The following is an 18,020-nucleotide window of genomic DNA, read 5'->3' as shown; positions in this document are numbered from 1 at the left end:
TTCGGCAACGACAGGACCCTCTGCTGCCCGAGGGGTCAGGCCGGCTTGGAGGTCTCGAGGTAGACCAGCGAGTTGCCCTGGGGGTCGCTGAAGTGGAACATCGGCGGCACCCCCTCCCATCGCAGCACCTCGTCGTTGTGCAGCACCACGCCGTCCGTGGCGGCCAGCCGCGCGTACGCCGCGTCGGCGTCAGAGGTGCCCAGGCGTACGGCGATCGGCACCGGACTGTCCGGAGGGAGCAGCACGATGCCGACCTGGGACCCGGGCGGCACCACCTCCACCATCCGCACGCCGGGCACGGCCTCGACGTCGTAGCGCACCTCGCAACCCAGCACGCCGACGTAGAACGCCACCGCGGCATCCATGTCAGCCACCGGCAGCGCCACGCTGAGCACCCTCGTCGTCATCTGCATGCCGGTGGGACGAGGACCGGGCCGCGAAGTGGTCGCTTGCTACTTCGCCCTGTCCGACATGGCCTTGTGCCCGTGGCCGACGAGGACCCGAGCCCCGTCGACGACGAGCTGGACGAGTGGCTGCGCAGGGGACGGGGCGGCGCTACCGCGAGGGGCTAGCGCAGTTCTACGGCGCCCTGCTGGGGTGGCAGGTGGACGAGCGCGGACCCGGCTACGCGCTGCTGCGACCGGCGCAGGGCCCGGGCGGAGCCGTGGTCGACGCCGAAGAGGCGCGGGTGACCATCGGTGTGACGGTCGATGACCTCGCGGCCACCGTGGAGCTGGTGACCGCCCTGGGCGGCCAGGTCCTCCTGCCTCCTATCGACGACGGCTGGTGACAAGGCATTGGTGCAGGACCCGGCCGGCAACACGCTCAGCCTCATCCAGGACGCGCCCGGGGCCTGAGGCCACGTGGGGTCGGGCGGTCACGGGCGGGATGCCTCGGGTGGAGGCGCTCCCCTGGCCACCTCGTCCAGCATCGCCCGCACGAGGCTGGCCGCGACCCACCGCAGGACCTCGTCCTCACGCCGGGCCTCGAGGCCGCAGACGTCGCGCAGCACGATCATCGACTCCCAGCCGGCGACGACCGCGAGCGCCGCGACGAGGCGCGCGTGCTGCTCGTCGTCGAGCACGTCGCGCAGCGGCGCCACTGCCCGCTCGACCCACTCGACCCGTCGGTACCCCCTCCGGGGCTGGTCCTCGCTCGGAGCAGGTGCGTCGACGGTGAGCGCGATGATCTTGCGCCCCAGGGGCAGCGTGGTGTCGGCGGTCGCGGTGAGCGAGTGCATTAGCGCGTCGACGCGGTCGAGAGCCGCGGCCCTCGGGTCCCCCGACCCGGCGGTGGTGTCGCCCGTGTCGCCGGTCGTGTCGTCGGCCGGCGGCACCGCGTCCATGGTCGTGGCGGTCAGGGCCCCGAGGGTGGCGTCGAGCAGCAGCTGGTCGAGCGTCGGGAAGTACGAGTAGACGGTGCGGCGCGAGACATCAGCGGCTGCTGCCACGTCGTCGACCGACGGTGTCAGCCCCTGGGCGACCAGGCGGGCCGTGGCGTCCACGATCGCTGCTCTCGTGCGCCGCTTCTGGGCGGCCCGTCCGCTGCTCGTGCGCGTCGCCTCGGGGGGTGCTTGACGTGGAGCCATGCCTGGACTATACCTCTGTGCATTCATTGCACAACTGTGCAGTCAAAACGGAGGTCGGCGTGGTGCTCTTCATCAACAGCTTCCAGGTGCCTGCGGGCGCCGACGAGCAGTTCCTCACCCAGTGGCGGGAGGTGAACGCGACGATGAGCGTGCGGCCCGGCTACCTCGGTCACCGTCTCCACCGGGCGCTCGTAGATACCACCCGATACCGGTTCGTCAACGTCGCCGAGTGGGCCAGCGCCGACCACTGGCGCGACGCACACGACGACCGCTTCCGGGCCCTGGTCACGCGGCCGGAGTGGGCGCGCTTCCCCTCGACCCCGGGCCTCTACGACGTCATCCACGACGGCGGCGCTCTGGCCGCCGGTCCGCGATGAGCGCACCGGCGCAGCGGTCCGTGACAGGGGTGTCTCTCGCGGTGCTCGGGCGGATCTCGATCACCACCCCGGTCGGCGAGGCCCTGGTGCGGGGCGGACGCGAGCGGGCGGTCCTCGCCGCTCTCGTCGCTGCGCGTGGCGAGGTGGTGCCGGCCGACCGGCTGGTCACCGAGGTGTGGGGCGACGACGCGGGCAGCCGGGGACACGCTGCGCTGCTGGTCGCGGTGTCGCACCTGCGCTCGCAGCTGGAGCCCACGAGGCCACCGCGTACCACGTCGCAGGTGCTCGTCCGCGCGTGCGCGGGGTACTCACTGCGACTGCCCGACGGCAGCGTCGACGCTGAGGTCTTCAGCGCGCACGTCGCGGAGGCGTACGCAGCGAGCCGCGCCGGCGACGACGCGGCCGTCGTGGACCGGTGCGACGAGGCTGCCGCGCTCTGGAGCGGCCCGCCCTTCGCCGGGGCGAGTGGACGGGACCTCGTCGACCTCGAATCCACCCGGCTCGAGGGCCTGCGGATGACGGCGCTCGAGCTGCGGGCGCAGTCGCTCCTGCACCTGGGCAGGCACTCCCTGCTGGTGGGAGAGCTCGAGGCGCTGGTGGCCGCCCATCCCATGCGCGAGCGCTTGCTCGAGCTGCACGCCGTGGCGCTCTACCGCTGCGGGAGGCAGGCGGAGGCCCTGGCCGCGCTGCGGCGCGGTCGTTCGGTGCTGGCCGACGAGCTGGGGGTCGACCCATCGCCGCAGCTGCAACAGCTCGAGCTCGACATCCTGGTGCACGCCCCGCACCTGCTGCTGCCGCCGGCCGCGACCGGCCCGAGGTCCGCCTCCGGCAACCGGTGCGGCAGGAAGGCTCGTCCGACCCGGACCGCGACCCGTCCCGCGCACGTGCGGGTCGCGTGAGTCGGTCGACGACGCGCCTCCGACCAGTCGGGGGCCCTTCGCTCGTCTCCTCCTCCGACAGCACCGTTCGACAGAGGAGGGCCGCCGTGCAGGCGCAGCACCCGACAGCAGCGTCCGTCGAGGTCGAGCTCGACCCGGCCACCCGGAAGCTGGCCGAACTCGTTCAGAGCCTGTCCGACCAGGACCTCGACGCACCGACACCCTGCGAGGGCATCGCCGTAGCGGCGCTGGTCGCGCACATCGACGACCTGGCCCTGGCCTTCGCCGCGGCCGCGCGCAAGCAGCCCACCGGTTCCGGGACACCGCTCGAGGAGATCGTGCTCCAGGACGGATGGCGCGACCGCGTGCCGGAGCGGCTGTCCGACCTCGCTCGTGCGTGGCGGGATCCCGCCGCGTGGGAGGGCACGACCTCCGTCGGCGGTGTCGAGATGCAGGCGCGCGACGCTGCCGCTGCAGCCGTCGACGAAGTGCTCATCCACGGCTGGGACCTCGCCACAGCGGTCCAGCAGCCCTTCGATGCCGACGGCCCGGCCACCGCAACGCTGGTCGCGTTCGCCTACGGCTGGGTGGGACCGTTCACCGAGAGCGCCCCGGACGGCATCCCGGGGCTGTTCCGAGCGGCTGTGCAGGTGCCGGCGGACGCGCCGCTGCTGCACAGGCTGCTCGGCGCGACGGGCCGTGTCCCCGCAGCCGTCTCCTGACTCGGGTCACTCCCCCGCGGGCCCACGCGCGAACGTCGCCCACAAGCGCTCCAGCGCGACGTCGTCGGGCGGCCGCACGCGTACGCCCGACCCCTGCAGGTGGTTCCAGGGGACCGACGGCGCCACGGCGCGCACCTCCTCGAGGGAGATCACGTCGGCGTCGTCGAGCAGGACGTCCCACAGGATGTCGGCGTAGTTGGCATCGCGTGGACTGCCGTCCCAGTGTGCATCGCGGTAGATCGTGCTGGTGAACGTGCCGCGGCCGATCAGGCCGCGCCGCCCGGGTCCCTGCCTGAGCAGGACGGCCCGGTCACCCGGCACGACGCCCGAGGTACGCCCGCCAGTGCTCCACCGCTCGGCGACGCGCCGCCCCCGCGCCGTCTCCCCCACTGCGCGCGCCCGGTCGGCGGGTCCCCACGTCGCCCGCAGCGGGTTGTAGTTCACGACGTAGGTGGCCACCGGATCAGCAGGCGGCGTCCTGCTTGGGAAGCGCGCCGTGGAAGGTGGTGGCCGAGGGCCCAGCGGTGCGTACCACGCGGACCGACCACACCCGCAGACTGTCACGGCGGAAGCCGTTGACGACACTCGGGAACAGCTGCGCCCGGAACCGGAAGGTCACGTCCGAGAGAGTGGTGCCGGCCCAGCAGTCGTAGCCGGCGGCAGCACGCGCTGCCTGCGGTGCGCTGACGACCTGGCCGACGCGCGTGCCGTCGTAGCGCAGGGCGACGCCCACGAGCCCCTCGCCCGCCTGGTGGTCGGCGCGGTCGGCGACCAGGAAGAACAGGTAGCGCGTCACGCTGGTCGGCACGTGCAGGACCGCACGGCCGTGGCGTACGGACGCGGTGTCCAGCGCCCCCTCGCTCGAGGCACCGGTCGGGATGGTGGAGCGCCAGGCCGTGACCGTGCAGCCGGCAGGGCAGCCGGTGATGTGCACCCGCGAGGTCGTGGTGCGGTGGGCGGGGGCCGTCGAGGCCTCAGCGGTGCCGGGAGTGCCCGACGCCAGGAGGAGTGCAGCCGTGAAGGCGGCCGCGGCCGCACGAGGTCGAGCGCTCATGTGCAGATGGTGGCACCTGCTAGACCGTCGCGGCAGCAGCGGTCTCGTCGGCGCCACGGGTGAACTGCGCCTGGTGCAGGCGGTAGTAGGCCCCGCGCGCTGCCACCAGCTCGTCGTGCATGCCCTGCTCCACGATGCGCCCGTCCTCCATGAACAGGATCAGGTCCGCGTCGCGGATGGTGGACAGCCGGTGGGCGATGACGAAGCTCGTGCGGTCGGAGCGCAGCGCAGCCATGGCCCGCTGCACGAGGACCTCCGTGCGCGTGTCGACCGAGCTGGTGGCCTCGTCGAGGATGAGCAGCGAGGGGTCGGACAGGAACGCGCGGGCGATGGTGATGAGCTGCTTCTCCCCCGCGCTGATGTTGTCGCCCTCGGCGTCGATCACCGTGTCGTAGCCGTCGGGCAGGCTGTGCACGAAGCGGTCGACGTAGGTCGCCCGCGCTGCCGCCAGCACCTCCTCGTCCGAGGCGTCGGGCCGGCCGTAGGCGATGTTGTCGCGGATCGTCCCGCCGAAGAGCCACGTGTCCTGCAGCACCATGCCGACGCGACGACGCAGGTCCGCCCGGGTCATCGACCGGACGTCGACACCGTCGAGGGTGATGCGCCCGCCGTCGATCTCGTAGAAGCGCAGCACCAGGTTCACCAGCGTCGTCTTGCCCGCGCCGGTCGGGCCGACGATCGCCACCGTCTGACCGGGTTCGGCCACGAGCGAGAGGTCCTCGATCAGGGGCCGGTCGGGCTCGTAGCGGAACGACACGTGCTCGAACTCGACGCGCCCGCGCGCCGAGCGCACCACCGCCGCGTCGGAGGGGTCGGGCGACTGCTCGTCGGCGTCGAGCAGGTCGAAGACCCGCTCGGCTGACGCGACCCCCGACTGCAGCAGGTTGGCCATCGAGGCGACCTGCGTCAGCGGCTGGGTGAACTGCCGTGAGTACTGGATGAACGCCTGCACCTCGCCGAGGGTGATGGCGCCCGACGCGACGCGCAGCCCGCCCACGACGGCCACCACCACGTAGCTGAGGTTCCCGATGAAGAACATCGCCGGCATGATGATCCCGGAGACGAACTGCGCGCCGAAGCTCGCCTGGTAGAGCTGGTCGTTCTTCGCCCGGAAGTCAGCTTCGGTCTCCGCCTGCCGCCCGAAGACCTTGACCAGCTCGTGGCCGGTGTAGGACTCCTCGATCACGCCGTTGAGCGCGCCGGTGTGCTGCCACTGCGCGATGAACTGCTTCTGCGAGCGCGTGGCGATCTGCTTGGTCACGACGACCGAGAGCGGCACCGCCACCAGGGCCACGAGCGCGAGCAGCGGCGAGATCCAGAACATCATGCTCAGGACGCCGACCATCGTCAGCAGCGAGGTGAGCAGCTGGCTCAGGGTCTGCTGCAGCGTCTGCTGCACGTTGTCGATGTCGTTGGTCACCCGGCTCAGCAGCTCGCCGCGCGGCTGCTTGTCGAAGTAGGGCAGCGGCAGGCGGTTGAGCTTCTCCTCGACCTCCTCGCGCAGGCGGACCACCACCCGCTGCACGATCCCGGCGAGCAGCCAGCCCTGCAGCCACCCGAGCAGGCTGGCGGCCACGTAGAGCAGCAGACCCAGGAGCAGCAAGCGGTGGAGGTGCGCGAGGTCGATGCCGTGGCCGGGCGTCAGGTGCATCCCGCTGAGCAGGTCGGCGCGTGCACCGTCGCCGCGCGCCCGCGCCGCCTCGACGACCTCCTGCTTCGTGGAGCCGGCAGGCAGCTGCCGGCTCACCAGCCCGGTGAAGATGACGTCGGTCGCCCGACCGAGGATCTTCGGCCCGAGCACGCTGAGGACGACGCTGACCACTGCCAGGGCCACCACGAGCACGACCTGCGCACGGTGCGGCCGCAACCGCGCCATCAGTCGGCGGGCCGAGGGACCGAAGTCCATGGACTTCTCGACCGGCATGCCGAGCCCCATGCCGGGGCCGCCGCGCCCCGGACCACCTCGCGGGGCTCCGGGCAGCCGCTGCGGAACCGCCCGGGCCTGCCCGGCGCCGACGCTCACGCGGCCACCGCCATCTGCGACTCGACGATCTCGCGGTAGGTCTCGCAGGTCTCCAGCAGCTCGGCGTGCGTGCCGCGGCCGACGAGCAGCCCGTCGTCCAGCACGAGGATCTGGTCGGCGTCGAGGATGCTCGACACCCGCTGCGCGACGACCACGACGGTCGCACCGGCCGTCACCTCGGAGAGCGCGGCGCGCAGCCTCGCTTCGGTGCCCAGGTCGAGGGCGGAGAAGGAGTCGTCGAACAGGTAGACCTGCGGCCGGCGGGCCAGGGCCCGGGCGATGGAGATGCGCTGGCGCTGTCCGCCCGAGACGTTGGTGCCGCCCTGGGCGACCGGAGAGGCGAGCCCCTCGGGCATGGCAGCCACGAAGTCCTTGCCCTGGGCGATCTCGAGGCAGCGCCACACCTCCTCGTCAGTCGCGTCAGGGTTGCCGTAGCGCACGTTGCTCGCGACGGTGCCGGTGAAGAGGTAGGGCTTCTGCGGGACGATCGCCACGCGTCGCCAGAGGTCCTGGAGCTCCAGCTCCCGGACGTCGACCCCGTCGACCAGCACAGCTCCCCCGGTCGCGTCGAACAGCCTCGGCACCAGCGAGACCAGCGTCGTCTTGCCGGCGCCCGTGCTGCCGACCACGGCCGTCGTGGTCCCCGGCTCGGCGACGAAGGAGATGCGGCGCAGCACCGGCTCCGCGGCGCCGGGGTAGCTGAACTCGACGTCCCTGAACTCGAGGCGGCCACCGCGGGACGCACCACCGCGTACGGGCTCGGAGGGGGGCACGACGGAGGTCTCGCAGTCGAGCACCTCGGTGATGCGCTCCGCGCACACCGCCGCCCTCGGGATCATGACGAGCATGAACGTCGCCATCATGACCGCCATGAGGATCTGCACGAGGTAGCTGAGGAACGCGGTCAGCGCGCCGACCTGCATCGCGCCCGAGTCGACGCGCGGCGCGCCGAACCAGAGCACCGCGACGCTGGACACGTTGAGGATCAGCAGCACCAGCGGGAAGATGCGCGCCTGCAGCCGGCCGACGCGCAGCGCCGTGCGCGACAGCTCGTCGTTGGCCACGCCGAACCGCTCCGTCTCCAGCGGCTCGCGCACGAAGGCGCGCACCACGCGGATGCCGGTGATCTGCTCGCGCAGCACCCGGTTGACCACGTCGATGCGCTTCTGCATGAGGCGGAACTGCGGCACCATCTCGCGGATGACCAGGCCGATGGCACCCGCGAGGACCGGCACCGCGACGACCACCAGCCACGAGAGGCCGACGTCCTCGCGCAGCGCCATGACGATGCCGCCGACGCACATGATGGGCGCGGCGATGAACATGCTGCAGAACATCAGCGCCACCATCTGCACCTGCTGCACGTCGTTGGTGGTGCGCGTGATCAGCGAGGGCGCTCCGAAGCGCGCCACCTCGCGGCTCGAGAAGGTGCCGATGCGGGAGAAGACCTCGGCCCGCATGTCGCGCCCCATCCCCATGGCGGTGCGCGCGCCGAGGTAGACCGCGGTCACCGAGCAGACGACCTGCACCGCACTGACCAGCAGCATCCAGCCGCCGGTGCGCACGATGTAGCCGGTGTCGCCGCGCACGATGCCTTCGTCGATGATGTCGGCGTTGAGCCGCGGCAGGTAGAGCGACGCCAGCGTGCCGACGAACTGCAGCACCACGACCCCTGCCAACAGGGTCGAGTAGGGCGCAGAACGGGTGCGCAGCAAGCGGTACAGCACGGGCGGCTCCCTGTTGGTCGGACGCCGGCCGAGCCTACGCCTCGGGGCTGACAGGACGCCCGCGAGAATCGCGCCGTCGAGTCAGGGCAGCTCGTGCCGCTCGTCCTCGCGGGCGCACTGCGTCGGACCGCAGAACACCGAGGCAGCTCGCTCGGTCGCGACCTCACGCCCCATCGTCGGGCCGACGTGCGTCACCAGCAGCCGGCCGACGCCGGCACGCCGCGCGAGCGCTCCCGCGTCCTCGGGGGTGTGGTGCACCTGCGGCTCGCCGGGGTCCCACCGGTCGGCCTCCGCCTCGCAGAGCAGGAGGTCCGCGCCCGCGGCTGCACGGTCGAGCGCGGGGCAGGGTCCGGTGTCGCCGCTGTAGGCGAGGACGGTGCCGCGGTGCTCGGCGCGCAACGCGTACGCCTCGGTGTCGTGCCGCACGGCGCTCGCCTCGAGCTCGAGCTCCCCCACCGCCACGCGTGCGCCGTCGTGCAGCTCGTGCAGCTCGAGGTGCGGGGCGGAGCAGCCCGCCCATGTCGGTGCGGCCGAAGGCCCCGGCGATCCGCGACGCGAGCCCGGGCGGTGCCCACACGGGCACGGGCCTCGGCAGCTCGAGCCCGCCGTAGGCGAAGGCGTAGAACGCGCTGAGCAGGTCGGTCCAGTGGTCGGCGTGCAGGTGGGAGACCCAGACGGCGTCGAGGTGCTGCGGCGCCGTGTGCCGCTGCAGGTTGGCGAACGACCCCGGCCCGGCGTCGACCCACACGCGCGTCTGCCCCGCCTCGAGCAGGTAGCCGGAGCACGGCCGGTCAGGCGCGGGGTGGGGCGTCGCCGTGCCGAGGACGGTCAGGGACAGCCGCATGCCGCGAGGCTAGCGGCGACGGGGGCACACTGGGCCACGACAGGTGCTGGCCGACGAGGGAGAGACACCGTGGGGCAGTACGCCGTCCTGATCTACGCGCCGGACTCGGCGCACGCGCCGGACGCCACGGCCGCCGACACCGAGTCGTGCGACGAGCACGCCGAGGAGCTCGTCGCCGCCGAGTCCATGCTCGTCGCCTACGCGCTGACGCCTCGCTCGATGGCCAGGTCCCTGCGCCCCGACGGCACCACGGAGGGCCCGTTCGTCGACGCCTCCCACGTCGTGGCGGGCTTCTACGTCGTCGAGGCCCCCGACCTGGACGCAGCGCTCGCGCTCGCGCGCACCAATCCGGTGCTGCGCGAGGGCGGCGGCGTCGAGGTCCGCCCGGTGCACAGTGGGGGCGTGGTCCGGAGCTAGACGGTGCGGACGCCCTCCTGCGCGGCCTCCGGCGACAGCACGAGGAACAGCCCGGCGTAGGGCCCGAGCCAGACGCTGAAGCTCTGCAGGTCGTCGACCCACCCGATCTCACCCCGGGTGGTGGCGTCCGTGACGGCGTGGCGCGGCGTGAAGTGCGACGACCGCACGCTGCCCTCGATGGTCTCGCCGGTGAAGTTCAGGACGGTTACCTGGATCGGTGCGTCGACCAGCGAGGGGTCGCCGCCGTCGAGCCGGTGCACCAGCACCAGCATCCCCGGGTGGGCGACGTCGGGGACGTCGAGCTGGGTCGCGACGGCGATGTCGAAGCGGCGGCGGATGTCGAGGACCGAGCGCAGGCCCGACACGAACGAGGACTCCGACTCGAGCTGGGAGGGCAGCGACCCGTACAGCGAGCGGGCTCTCGGCATGCCGGCGGCCGACGTGGTCGCCTCGGGCGCGACCTCCATCAGGTCGTGCGCGCCGCGGTGGACCCAGCGGGTGTCGCCGGTGGCGATGAGCTCGCGCACCTCCTCGGCCGGGACCGGCAGCATGCCCAGCAGGTCCCAGCCCGAGAGGGCGAAGACGCCGGGCTGCCAGGCGTTGAACATCGCGAGCAGCAGGTGCGCCCGCCGGATGCCCTCGACGTGGGAGTCGTCGATGGCGTCGAGCGTCTGCAGCCCCTGCGTGGCGGCGATCACCGACGCGGTGGTGCACGCGATGCCGTTGGTGGTGAAGACGAGGTTGTAGTCCGCCGCGTCGCCGGTCAGGTGCCGGAGCAGGTCGGCGCGCACCGTCTCGGCCAGCTGGCCACCCGTGGTCTCCTGGCCGCGGAAGCGGTAGACGTCGTCGCGGTGCAGGGTCGCCCAGTGCACGAGCTCGTAGGTCAGCTCGTCGTGGTTCTGCAGCGCGTGAACCAGGCCCACCGGGTCGACCCCGACCTCGAGGGAGGTTCGCAGCGTCAGGCGCAGGAACTCCGTGTCGCCGGTGGCCAGCGCGTGGTGGTAGGCCGGTCGGTTGACGAAGTCGTAGGAGAGGTCGGCGCCAACCCGGCCGGTGTCGCGGATGTCCTCGATGGTGAGGTTGAGCTCCTGGAAGGTGAAGCCGCCCACCTTGCGCACCATGCCGGCGATCACGTGGTTGGCGGCGTGCGAGAGCGGGTGGCCCTCCGACCACGCCGGCAGCCCCTCCGCCGACTTCTCGACGCCGAGGAAGCCGTTGGCGTCGAGGCGCAGGGCGTGGGTGCCGAGGTCGCCGAGCGAGTGCAGCGCGTCGCCGATGACCAGGCGCATGCCGGCGAAGGTCGGGTCGAGCCAGTTGATCGAGGGCTGCCCCTGCTTGAAGTAGTGCAGGTAGACCCAGCGCCGCGACGTGCCGTCGACCCCCACCACCGGCGCCGTGGCGCTCCAGTTGGTCTCCTTGACGCCCGGCGCGTAGAAGATGACGCGCTGCAGCGCGCCGATGATGTATCCCGCCTCCGCGAGCTCGGCCTCCGCCTCGGCGTCCAGGTTGACCGCGTCGCGGCCCTCCGGGACGTCGGGCAGCAGGTGCCAGTCCTCCTTCGGGATCTCCACCATGTGGTAGATGCCCGGGTAGTCCTCGTAGGCCATCTCGGCCAGGCGGAAGTCCGCGCCCTTGCCGGTGTGGCCGGGCACGATGTCGTCGATGACGCTGCCGGCGTGGGAGTCGGCGACCTCGCAGACCCGCCGGAACTCCTCCTCTGTGCCGAACACCGGGTCGATGTGGGTGCTGATGCGGTCGAAGTGCCCGTCGACGCTGGGCGTGAGCTGCCAGCCGGTGATGCCGCCCGCCTGCTTGACCGGGCCGGTGTGGACGGCGTCGATGCCGATGCGCTGGAACGCCTGCCACAGCTCGTCGCTCCCGAGCGAGGCGAGGAACGACTCCCCCGCGCGGGTCACGAGCGAGATCGGGTACGCGGTGAACCACACCGACGCCGTGCGCAGGGCGCGCCGGGCGTCGGGGCGGGCGTAGGGGTTGCGCCACATGCTGGGCTGGCCGGAGAGCTGGCGGCTCAGGACGTCGGCGTCGGCGAGCATCGACTGGCTGACGAGCCACTGCACGTAGGACGGGTTGGTGCCGTCCGCGGCCCGCCAGTCGGTGCGCCGGGTGCCGCCGCCGCGCAGCTGGGCCCGCGGACGCAGCCGCTGGGGCCGCGCCGGGTAGCGCTGCTCGTCGTAGGTGATCTCGCTCGCGTCGTGCTCGACGGTCTCGTCCACGCTCCGCCTCTCCTCCCCCGCGCGCCCCGACGGGCGCGCCTCCCGGTCCAGCTCGTCCCGCGACCCGGTGCGCATCCTGTGCCCCGGTCGCCGCTCCTGCACACTGTGCTGCATGGAGCATGTCCTGGGCATCGGCGGGTTGTTCGTGCGGGCGTCCGACCCGGCTGCGCTGGGCGCGTGGTACCGCGAGGCGCTGGGCCTGGCCAGCGACGAGACCGGCGTCTGGCAGCAGGCCGACGGGCCGACCGTCGTCGCCGCCTTCGAGGCCGACACCGACTACTTCGGCTCGCTCGACCAGCGGGTGATGCTGGGCTTCCGGGTCCGTGATCTGGACGCGATGCTCGCCCAGCTGCGCGCTGCGGGCGCCGACGTCGCCGCCGAGGTGCAGGACATGGAGGGAGTCGGCCGCTTCGGCTGGGTGACCGACCCGGAGGGCAACCGCATCGAGCTGTGGCAGCCTGCCTGAGCGGAGCGGTACCCGCGGACCAGCCCCTCGGCACCTCAGGGTGATCCCCGGACCGCCCCGCCGCGGGAGGCTCGAGCCGTGACCGACCTGCGTTCCCGCGCCGCGCAGCGACTGGCGACCGCTGCCCTGTGCGCCTACCTGCTCGTGCTCGCCGGCGCTGCCTTCCTTCCGCTGCCCGGGCCGCCGGTGCCGGGCGCCTCGCACGACGCCCCGAGCGCCAACCTGCACCTGCACCGGCCCGACCTGCTCGGCGGGTGGGAGACCGAGCGCAACGTGCTGATGACCGTCCCGCTCGGTCTGCTGCTGCCGCTGGTCGTGCGCCGGCGCTACGAGCAGCTGCTGCTGGTGTGCGTTGCCGTCCCGGTGGCCATCGAGACCGGCCAGCTGCTCGGGTCGCTCGCGGTCGGCCGTGCCTGGCGCTCGTTCGACGTCGACGACATCCTCAACAACACGGTGGGCGGGGTCCTGGGCCTCGCCGCGACGGGTGCGGCGCTCGCACTGACCGGTACGCGGCGGCTCCCCGCGCTGCTGCCTGCCCACCGGTTCGTGGCCGGGGCCGCAGCCGCCGCTCTGCTCGGCTGGGCGGCGTTCGCGACGCTGGTCGGAGCGTCGCCCGCTGACGGCGACACGTGCTCGCACCCGGCGACGCGGCCGGTCACCCGGCTGACGAACGGCGTCGTCGCGTACGCCGTTGCGGGCGGGTCGCTGTGCGTCGTGACCGCGGACGGCACCTCGAGCGTCCCGGCCGACAGCGAGCCCACCGTCCTGAGCTACGAGAGCGACGGCGACTCCGTCGTGTCCGCCGTCGGCGTCACCCGCCCGGACAGCGGTCCGGCGGTCGCTCCGGACGGAAGCCCTGTGCACCCTGAGCCCGTCGACGGCTCACCGCTGCTGGTCTGGGCGACGGGCCGCTGAGGCGCGGCGGTCCAGCCGCCTGGCGGCAAGTGGCATGCAGAGGCATTCGGGCCGGGCGTCGGTGACGCTATGCATGCGGGATGTACTGCTGCGTAGGCTTTTCACGACCTGCAACTCTGTCGGTGGTGGCTTGTAGGTTCCGGGATGTGATCGCAGCAGCGGAGTCGCGGGCGTGGGAGTCGATGACCGGCACCCTCGATGCCCTGCTGTCCAGCGACCCGGACACCCTAGGTACCGCGACCTCCGAAGGGCTGCTGTCACGGCTCAAGGCACTTGCGGCGGTCCGCGCGAAGCTCGACGCGCTCGAAGCGGCGACCCTGTCTACGGTGGACGCGCGGGAGGCCTACCGGCTCGACGCCGCGCCCTCCACCGCGGCGTGGCTGCGGCACACCAGCTGCGTCTCGAGGCCGCGCCGCCCGGACCCGGCTGTCCCGGGCCCGCACCTGCGCGGAGCTGCCGAAGACCGCCACCGCCCTGGCCGCCGCGGAGATCGACGCCGCGCACGTCGACGCCCTCACCCGCGGCCGCTGCAAGCTCGGCACTCCTACCATGGAGCAGGCAGAGGACACCCTGCTCGGGCTGGCCCGCACCTCCAGCCCGGACCAGCTCCGCCTCGCCGTCGATCGGCTCGTGCAGGTCGTCGACCCCGACGAGACCGCCACCGCGCGCGCCGAACGCCAGCGCGCGCTGCGCCACCTGAACATCACCCCCGGGTTCGACGGCACGTGGACCCTGTCCGGGTTGCTCGACCCCGCCGACGGCGCCCTGGTTCAGGCCGCGTTCGACGCCTGCTCCGGGCGCCAGGCCCTGCCCGACGGCAGCCCCGACCCGCGCACCAAGGCCCAACGCACCGCCGACACCCTCGTCCAGTTCGCCGCCACCGCCCTCGCCACCGGCCAGGCCCCGACCGTCGGCGGGGTCGCCCCGCACCTGAGCCTCGTGCTCGACCTGCCCACCCTGCGCGCCGAACTCACTGCGGCAGCCGGCGCCGGGGTCGGTGGCGGCGGTGGCAGTGCGGCGGCGGCTGCGGCCGGGCTCGCGGCGAGCGGGCTCGCGGCCCTGGTCGGGCGCTCGTTCGGCCCTGCTGCGCTCGCACGGCTCACCTGCGCCTGCGACCTCACCCCGGTGATCGTGAGCGAGTGGGGCGAGCCGCTCGCCCTCGGCCGGGAGATACGCCTCGCCCCGAAGTCGCACGTCAAGGCCGCGTGGGTCCGTGACGGCGGGTGCATCACCCCCGGCTGCGAGAACCGCACCGTCCAGGTCCACCACATCAAGCACTGGGCCCGCGACTCCGGCCCCACCGACCTGGTCAACGAGTGCCTGCTCTGCGAACGCTGCCACCACCTCGTCCACGGGGACGGCTGGACCGTCGAACCCGACCCCGCCAGACCCGGCCTGTTCCAGATCCGCTCACCCCGGGGCGGGCCACCCACACCAGCAGTCCACGCCCTGACCGCAACCCCGGCGCCACCCTCCCCCTGCCCTTCACCAGCGACGAGGACTAGTGCCAGTCGCTGATCTGCAGGTCGCGAGGGTCGGGCGCGCCCGTCCCCGTCTCGAGCAGCTGCTTGAGGCTGAGCAGGTAGGTCGCCCACTTCGTGCTGCAGTGGCTCATGAACTCGACCGGCTCACGCCAGCCCTCGTGCCTGAACAGGACGATGGTGAAGTCGCCGTCCTGCCGCAGCCGCCAGTCGACGTGCGTACCGACCCACTCGGCCGGCCCGTCGACGACCAGCCAACGGACGTGGCTGCCGGGCTCGAGCTCGACGACCTGCATGTCGAACCCGCCGGGACGGAACCGGAACTCGACCACGCCGCCGACCTCGGTCGACCCGGTCGTCTTCTCCGCCCACCAGCCGGACAGCCCGTCCATCGTGGTGATCGCCTCGTAGACCGCCTGCGGTGTCGACCCTTCGACTCCGATGCGGTGCAGGATGTCAGCCATCGTGCGCGTCCTTCCTCGTGCTCGTCGCGACCGCCTCGGCGATCTGCTGGATCCGGCGCAGTCGCCGGTCCCACGTGGCGCCGACCTCGGCCAGCTGAGCGACGGCGCGCTCGAGCTGCGCTGAGTCGACGTGGTAGTGCTTCTCCCGACCTGCCGTCGTGGCGTGGACGAGACCGGCGCGGTCGAGCACCACCAGGTGCTTGGCCACCGCCTGCCGCGTCACCGGGAGCTGGGCGCTCAGGGTGGTCGCGGTGCCGCCTCCTGCTGCCAGCAGCAGGTCGAGCATCCGGCGTCGGGTCGGGTCGCCCACTGCAGACCACAACCGGTCGTCGACGGCGACCGTCACCGCGCACCCGCGAGTCGGGCGGCGACGTAGGGCGCCAGCCGTGCGAGGTGGTGGTCCCACCCGTGCTCGTGGTCGCGGTAGGTCTCCTCGAGCACTGCGGCCTCCCAGCCGCGCTCGCGGAACCCGGTCTCGGTCATGTGCAGCAGGGTCCCGTCGCCGGCGGGCTCGAGCTCGAAGGTGACGAGGAACGAGTTGCCGATGGCGGCCGGCTCCCCTGCCGGCTGAGTCCACCGGAAGGAGAACCGGCGTGGTGGCAGCACTTCCACGACCTCGAAGCCGACCACCACCCGCTCCCCCGCCTTGCCGAACACGATGTCGCCGGGGCTGCCCGGCGTGCTGTCGTAGTGGGCCTCGTCGGGCCACCACTGCTGCACGTGGACGGGGTCGCTGACCACCTCGAACACCACGTCGGGTGATGCGTCGACGTGCACGCGCCGCTCGATCGATCCCAGCCCCACTGCTGTCCCCTCTCTCGCAACCATCGGTTGCGAGAAACGTACGCCTTGTCGACCAACAAGCGCAACCACCGGTTGCGCCCGCAGAACGAGGCGGTGCAGGGGTCAGGACACCAGGCGGTCGCTCGCACCCTCGACCGGCTGCCGCACGTCCGACGGTGCCGCCGGGGTGTGCAGCTCGGTCCAGAGCGCGTCGAGCGACAGGCCCAGCACCCGGGCGACGGCGGCGACGGTGGAGAACGCGGGGGTCGCCACGCGGCCTGACTCGATCTTGCGCAGCGTCTCGGGCGAGACGCCCGCATCCAGCGCCGTCGCCACCAGCGGCCGGTCCCCCCGGGCGCCGCGCAGCAGGGCGCCGAGACGCCGCCCGCGCTCGACCTCCGCGGGGGTGAGCGGGAGTCGCACCATGGCCGCGATGCTAGCGGACGGGCTACGCTGTCCGGGATAGTTATTGGACTGCGAGAGGCGCCACGTGATCGAGATCCTCGACCCGGCCCAGCTGCCGCGCGCCCGGGCGGTCGGCGCGCTCGTCGCCACCATCCTCCAGACGGCGAAGGCTCGCTGCCAGGTCGGCACCAACCTGCTCGACATCGACGCGTGGACGCGCTCGATGATCGAGGACGCCGGCGCGGAGTCCTGCTACGTCGACTACGCGCCGTCGTTCGGTCGCGGACCGTTCGGCCACTACATCTGCACCTCGGTCAACGACGCCGTCCTCCACGGCCTGCCCCACGACTACGCGGTCGTCGACGGCGACCTGGTGACCCTCGACCTCGCGGTCTCGCTCGACGGCGTCGTGGCCGACTCGGCCGTCAGCTTCGTCGTGGGCCAGGGACGACCGGAGGACACCGCGATGATCACGGCCACCCGGGAAGCGCTGGCCGCAGGCATCGCCGCAGCACGGCCGGGCGCCCGCGTCGGCGACCTCTCGCACGCCATCGGCACGGTGCTCCGCGCCGCCGGCTACCCCGTCAACACCGAGTTCGGCGGCCACGGCGTGGGCTCGACGATGCACCAGGACCCGCACGTGCCCAACGACGGCCGGCCCGGCCGGGGCTTCAAGCTCCGCCCGGGACTGCTGCTCGCGCTGGAGCCCTGGGTCATGGCGGACACGGCCACGCTGGTGACCGACGCCGACGGCTGGACGCTGCGCAGCGCGACCGGTGCCCGCACCGCCCACAGCGAGCACACGGTCGCCATCACGCGCGACGGCGCGGAGGTGCTCACGCTGCCCCCGGCAGCGTGAGGGACCTCAGCCGTACGCCTGCACTCCGAGCCGTACGGCGAGCGCGATCCCGGCCAGGCCAATGACCGTACGCAGCGCGCCCGCCGGCGCACGGCGTACGACCACCGGCCCCAGCCGGCCGCCCGCGAGGAAGCCGAGAGCCAGGGGCACCACTGCAGACCAGTCGACGGGACCGAAGACGGCGAAGGCGACGGCCGCGACCGCGTTCGACACGCCCAGCACGACGTTCTTGACCGCGTTCGAGCGCGGCAGCGGCTCACCGGTCACCGCGAGCAGGAGGGCAAGCAGCACGACGCCTGCACCGGCACCGAAGTAGCCGCCGTAGATGGCCACCGCGAGCACAGCGGCCTGCACGGCTCGTCCGTCGGTGTGACCCGGATGCGCCACCGCACGAGCGAGCCGCACCGGCCGCAGCAGGATCGAGACCGAGGCCAGCCCGATGAGCCACGGGACGGTGCGCTCGAAGCCGCCCTCCGGGGTGAGCAGCAGCAGGGCCCCGCCCAGCACGCCGCCGGTCGCGGACGCCGCGCAGAGCCGCAGCACGCGCGTACGCTGCCCGGCCAGCTCCGGGCGCGACCCGAGGGTCGCGCCCACGCCGCTGAAGACGAGCGCCGCGGTGTTGGTGACGTTGGCGCTGACCGGTGAGAGGCCGGTCGCGAGCAGGGCGGGGTAGCTCACCAGCGAGGCGAGGCCGGTCACGCTGCCGGCGAGCCCGGCGCCCACCCCCGCCGCCACGAGCAGCGCGAGGTGGGCGGCGGACACCCGGCCGAGTGTCGCACCCGG

At 72.9% G+C, this 18,020-nt stretch carries 21 protein-coding genes and 1 pseudogene; 9 read left to right on the top strand and 13 right to left on the bottom strand.

Annotation, left to right across the window (positions count from 1 at the left end; genetic code table 11):
• Positions 1 to 35: 35 nt before the first annotated feature.
• Complete coding sequence (locus CLV35_RS08155) at positions 36 to 407, bottom strand: VOC family protein (protein ID WP_231121595.1); 372 nt, start codon at positions 405 to 407, stop codon at positions 36 to 38.
• Positions 408 to 529: 122 nt separating this feature from the next.
• Between CLV35_RS08155 and CLV35_RS08150 the strand changes: the two genes are divergently transcribed.
• Positions 530 to 790 (top strand): VOC family protein, encoded by a 261-nt coding sequence (locus CLV35_RS08150; protein ID WP_121192925.1) that lies wholly within the window; start codon positions 530 to 532, stop codon positions 788 to 790.
• A gap of 87 nt (positions 791 to 877) precedes the next feature.
• Here the strand turns inward: CLV35_RS08150 and CLV35_RS08145 are convergent, their stop codons facing one another.
• Positions 878 to 1,588: a TetR family transcriptional regulator gene (locus tag CLV35_RS08145; protein WP_183061869.1), complete on the bottom strand. Its 711-nt coding sequence runs from the start codon at positions 1,586 to 1,588 to the stop codon at positions 878 to 880.
• Positions 1,589 to 1,647: 59 nt separating this feature from the next.
• On the opposite strand from CLV35_RS08145, the gene CLV35_RS19995 reads away from it, so the two are divergent.
• The 3 genes from CLV35_RS19995 (at position 1,648) to CLV35_RS08130 (ending at position 3,565) form a co-directional block, all read left to right on the top strand.
• On the top strand, positions 1,648 to 1,965 hold the full coding sequence (locus tag CLV35_RS19995; RefSeq protein ID WP_183061868.1) for an antibiotic biosynthesis monooxygenase family protein: 318 nt from the start codon (positions 1,648 to 1,650) through the stop codon (positions 1,963 to 1,965).
• A 20-nt stretch (positions 1,966 to 1,985) separates the two neighbouring features.
• Positions 1,986 to 2,864, top strand: coding sequence for an AfsR/SARP family transcriptional regulator (locus tag CLV35_RS08135; protein WP_183061867.1), 879 nt, complete (start codon positions 1,986 to 1,988; stop codon positions 2,862 to 2,864).
• Positions 2,865 to 2,950: 86 nt separating this feature from the next.
• A complete protein-coding gene (locus CLV35_RS08130; protein ID WP_121192922.1) occupies positions 2,951 to 3,565 on the top strand; it encodes a TIGR03086 family metal-binding protein in 615 nt (204 codons plus the stop codon).
• 6 nt (positions 3,566 to 3,571) lie between these two features.
• Here the strand turns inward: CLV35_RS08130 and CLV35_RS08125 are convergent, their stop codons facing one another.
• The 5 genes and pseudogenes from CLV35_RS08125 to CLV35_RS20980 form a co-directional block, all read right to left on the bottom strand.
• Positions 3,572 to 4,024 carry a hypothetical protein gene (locus CLV35_RS08125; RefSeq protein WP_121192921.1) on the bottom strand — a complete coding sequence of 151 codons (453 nt, stop codon included), beginning with the start codon at positions 4,022 to 4,024 and terminating at the stop codon, positions 3,572 to 3,574.
• A gap of 4 nt (positions 4,025 to 4,028) precedes the next feature.
• A complete protein-coding gene (locus tag CLV35_RS08120; protein ID WP_121192920.1) occupies positions 4,029 to 4,619 on the bottom strand; it encodes a hypothetical protein in 591 nt (196 codons plus the stop codon).
• A 19-nt stretch (positions 4,620 to 4,638) separates the two neighbouring features.
• Positions 4,639 to 6,555 (bottom strand): ABC transporter ATP-binding protein, encoded by a 1,917-nt coding sequence (locus tag CLV35_RS08115; RefSeq protein ID WP_231121611.1) that lies wholly within the window; start codon positions 6,553 to 6,555, stop codon positions 4,639 to 4,641.
• Positions 6,556 to 6,638: 83 nt separating this feature from the next.
• The gene (locus tag CLV35_RS08110) at positions 6,639 to 8,369 is read right to left on the bottom strand and encodes an ABC transporter ATP-binding protein (protein WP_121192919.1); all 1,731 of its coding nucleotides are present in this window, start codon (positions 8,367 to 8,369) and stop codon (positions 6,639 to 6,641) included.
• Positions 8,370 to 8,450: 81 nt separating this feature from the next.
• Positions 8,451 to 9,213, bottom strand: a pseudogene (locus tag CLV35_RS20980) (MBL fold metallo-hydrolase).
• A 69-nt stretch (positions 9,214 to 9,282) separates the two neighbouring features.
• On the opposite strand from CLV35_RS20980, the gene CLV35_RS08100 reads away from it, so the two are divergent.
• Positions 9,283 to 9,630: a YciI family protein gene (locus tag CLV35_RS08100; protein WP_121192918.1), complete on the top strand. Its 348-nt coding sequence runs from the start codon at positions 9,283 to 9,285 to the stop codon at positions 9,628 to 9,630.
• Here CLV35_RS08100 and treS read toward each other — a convergent pair.
• Positions 9,627 to 11,939 (bottom strand): maltose alpha-D-glucosyltransferase, encoded by a 2,313-nt coding sequence (gene treS, locus CLV35_RS08095; protein WP_121192917.1) that lies wholly within the window; start codon positions 11,937 to 11,939, stop codon positions 9,627 to 9,629. The two genes, CLV35_RS08100 and treS, sit on opposite strands and share 4 nt — an antisense overlap.
• A gap of 37 nt (positions 11,940 to 11,976) precedes the next feature.
• On the opposite strand from treS, the gene CLV35_RS08090 reads away from it, so the two are divergent.
• The 3 genes from CLV35_RS08090 to CLV35_RS08080 all read left to right on the top strand — a co-directional run bounded on the left by CLV35_RS08090 (position 11,977) and on the right by CLV35_RS08080 (position 14,763).
• Positions 11,977 to 12,330 carry a VOC family protein gene (locus CLV35_RS08090; protein ID WP_121192916.1) on the top strand — a complete coding sequence of 118 codons (354 nt, stop codon included), beginning with the start codon at positions 11,977 to 11,979 and terminating at the stop codon, positions 12,328 to 12,330.
• A 78-nt stretch (positions 12,331 to 12,408) separates the two neighbouring features.
• Positions 12,409 to 13,245 carry a VanZ family protein gene (locus tag CLV35_RS08085; RefSeq protein WP_121192915.1) on the top strand — a complete coding sequence of 279 codons (837 nt, stop codon included), beginning with the start codon at positions 12,409 to 12,411 and terminating at the stop codon, positions 13,243 to 13,245.
• 273 nt (positions 13,246 to 13,518) lie between these two features.
• Positions 13,519 to 14,763 (top strand): HNH endonuclease signature motif containing protein, encoded by a 1,245-nt coding sequence (locus tag CLV35_RS08080; protein WP_121192914.1) that lies wholly within the window; start codon positions 13,519 to 13,521, stop codon positions 14,761 to 14,763.
• On the opposite strand, the gene CLV35_RS08075 is transcribed toward CLV35_RS08080, so the two are convergent.
• The 4 genes from CLV35_RS08075 to CLV35_RS08060 form a co-directional block, all read right to left on the bottom strand.
• Positions 14,747 to 15,190 (bottom strand): SRPBCC family protein, encoded by a 444-nt coding sequence (locus CLV35_RS08075; protein WP_121192913.1) that lies wholly within the window; start codon positions 15,188 to 15,190, stop codon positions 14,747 to 14,749. The genes CLV35_RS08080 and CLV35_RS08075 overlap by 17 nt on opposite strands.
• Positions 15,183 to 15,536, bottom strand: a complete 354-nt coding sequence (locus tag CLV35_RS08070) for an ArsR/SmtB family transcription factor (RefSeq protein ID WP_121192912.1) — start codon at positions 15,534 to 15,536, stop codon at positions 15,183 to 15,185. The genes CLV35_RS08075 and CLV35_RS08070 overlap by 8 nt, the downstream gene beginning before the upstream one ends.
• Positions 15,533 to 16,018, bottom strand: a complete 486-nt coding sequence (locus CLV35_RS08065) for an SRPBCC domain-containing protein (protein WP_269203895.1) — start codon at positions 16,016 to 16,018, stop codon at positions 15,533 to 15,535. Before CLV35_RS08065 ends, CLV35_RS08070 begins: the two co-directional genes overlap by 4 nt.
• Positions 16,019 to 16,096: 78 nt before the next feature.
• Positions 16,097 to 16,399, bottom strand: a complete 303-nt coding sequence (locus CLV35_RS08060) for a helix-turn-helix domain-containing protein (RefSeq protein WP_121192910.1) — start codon at positions 16,397 to 16,399, stop codon at positions 16,097 to 16,099.
• A gap of 64 nt (positions 16,400 to 16,463) precedes the next feature.
• Here CLV35_RS08060 and map point away from each other — a divergent pair, with 64 nt between their 5' ends.
• Complete coding sequence (gene map, locus CLV35_RS08055) at positions 16,464 to 17,237, top strand: type I methionyl aminopeptidase (protein WP_121192909.1); 774 nt, start codon at positions 16,464 to 16,466, stop codon at positions 17,235 to 17,237.
• A 6-nt stretch (positions 17,238 to 17,243) separates the two neighbouring features.
• Here the strand turns inward: map and CLV35_RS08050 are convergent, their stop codons facing one another.
• Entirely contained in the window at positions 17,244 to 17,999 is a 756-nt protein-coding gene (locus CLV35_RS08050; RefSeq protein WP_121192908.1) for a sulfite exporter TauE/SafE family protein, read from the bottom strand.
• Between the last annotated feature and the right edge of the window lie 21 nt (positions 18,000 to 18,020).

The organism is Motilibacter peucedani (genome assembly GCF_003634695.1).
GTDB lineage: Bacteria > Actinomycetota > Actinomycetes > Motilibacterales > Motilibacteraceae > Motilibacter > Motilibacter peucedani.
Note: the sequence above shows the minus strand (reverse complement) of the source record. Positions and strands in the feature narration are given on the sequence as shown.

Coding starts and splice junctions, on each gene's coding strand:
- CLV35_RS08060 (WP_121192910.1), bottom strand. CDS start 16,399: ATGGTGCGACTCCCGCTCACCCCCGCGGAGGTCGAGCGCGGGCGGCGT.
- CLV35_RS08075 (WP_121192913.1), bottom strand. CDS start 15,190: ATGGCTGACATCCTGCACCGCATCGGAGTCGAAGGGTCGACACCGCAG.
- CLV35_RS08065 (WP_269203895.1), bottom strand. CDS start 16,018: ATGGTTGCGAGAGAGGGGACAGCAGTGGGGCTGGGATCGATCGAGCGG.
- CLV35_RS08120 (WP_121192920.1), bottom strand. CDS start 4,619: ATGAGCGCTCGACCTCGTGCGGCCGCGGCCGCCTTCACGGCTGCACTC.
- treS (WP_121192917.1), bottom strand. CDS start 11,939: ATGCGCACCGGGTCGCGGGACGAGCTGGACCGGGAGGCGCGCCCGTCG.
- CLV35_RS08115 (WP_231121611.1), bottom strand. CDS start 6,555: ATGGGGCTCGGCATGCCGGTCGAGAAGTCCATGGACTTCGGTCCCTCG.
- CLV35_RS08145 (WP_183061869.1), bottom strand. CDS start 1,588: ATGGCTCCACGTCAAGCACCCCCCGAGGCGACGCGCACGAGCAGCGGA.
- CLV35_RS08155 (WP_231121595.1), bottom strand. CDS start 407: ATGACGACGAGGGTGCTCAGCGTGGCGCTGCCGGTGGCTGACATGGAT.
- CLV35_RS08090 (WP_121192916.1), top strand. CDS start 11,977: ATGGAGCATGTCCTGGGCATCGGCGGGTTGTTCGTGCGGGCGTCCGAC.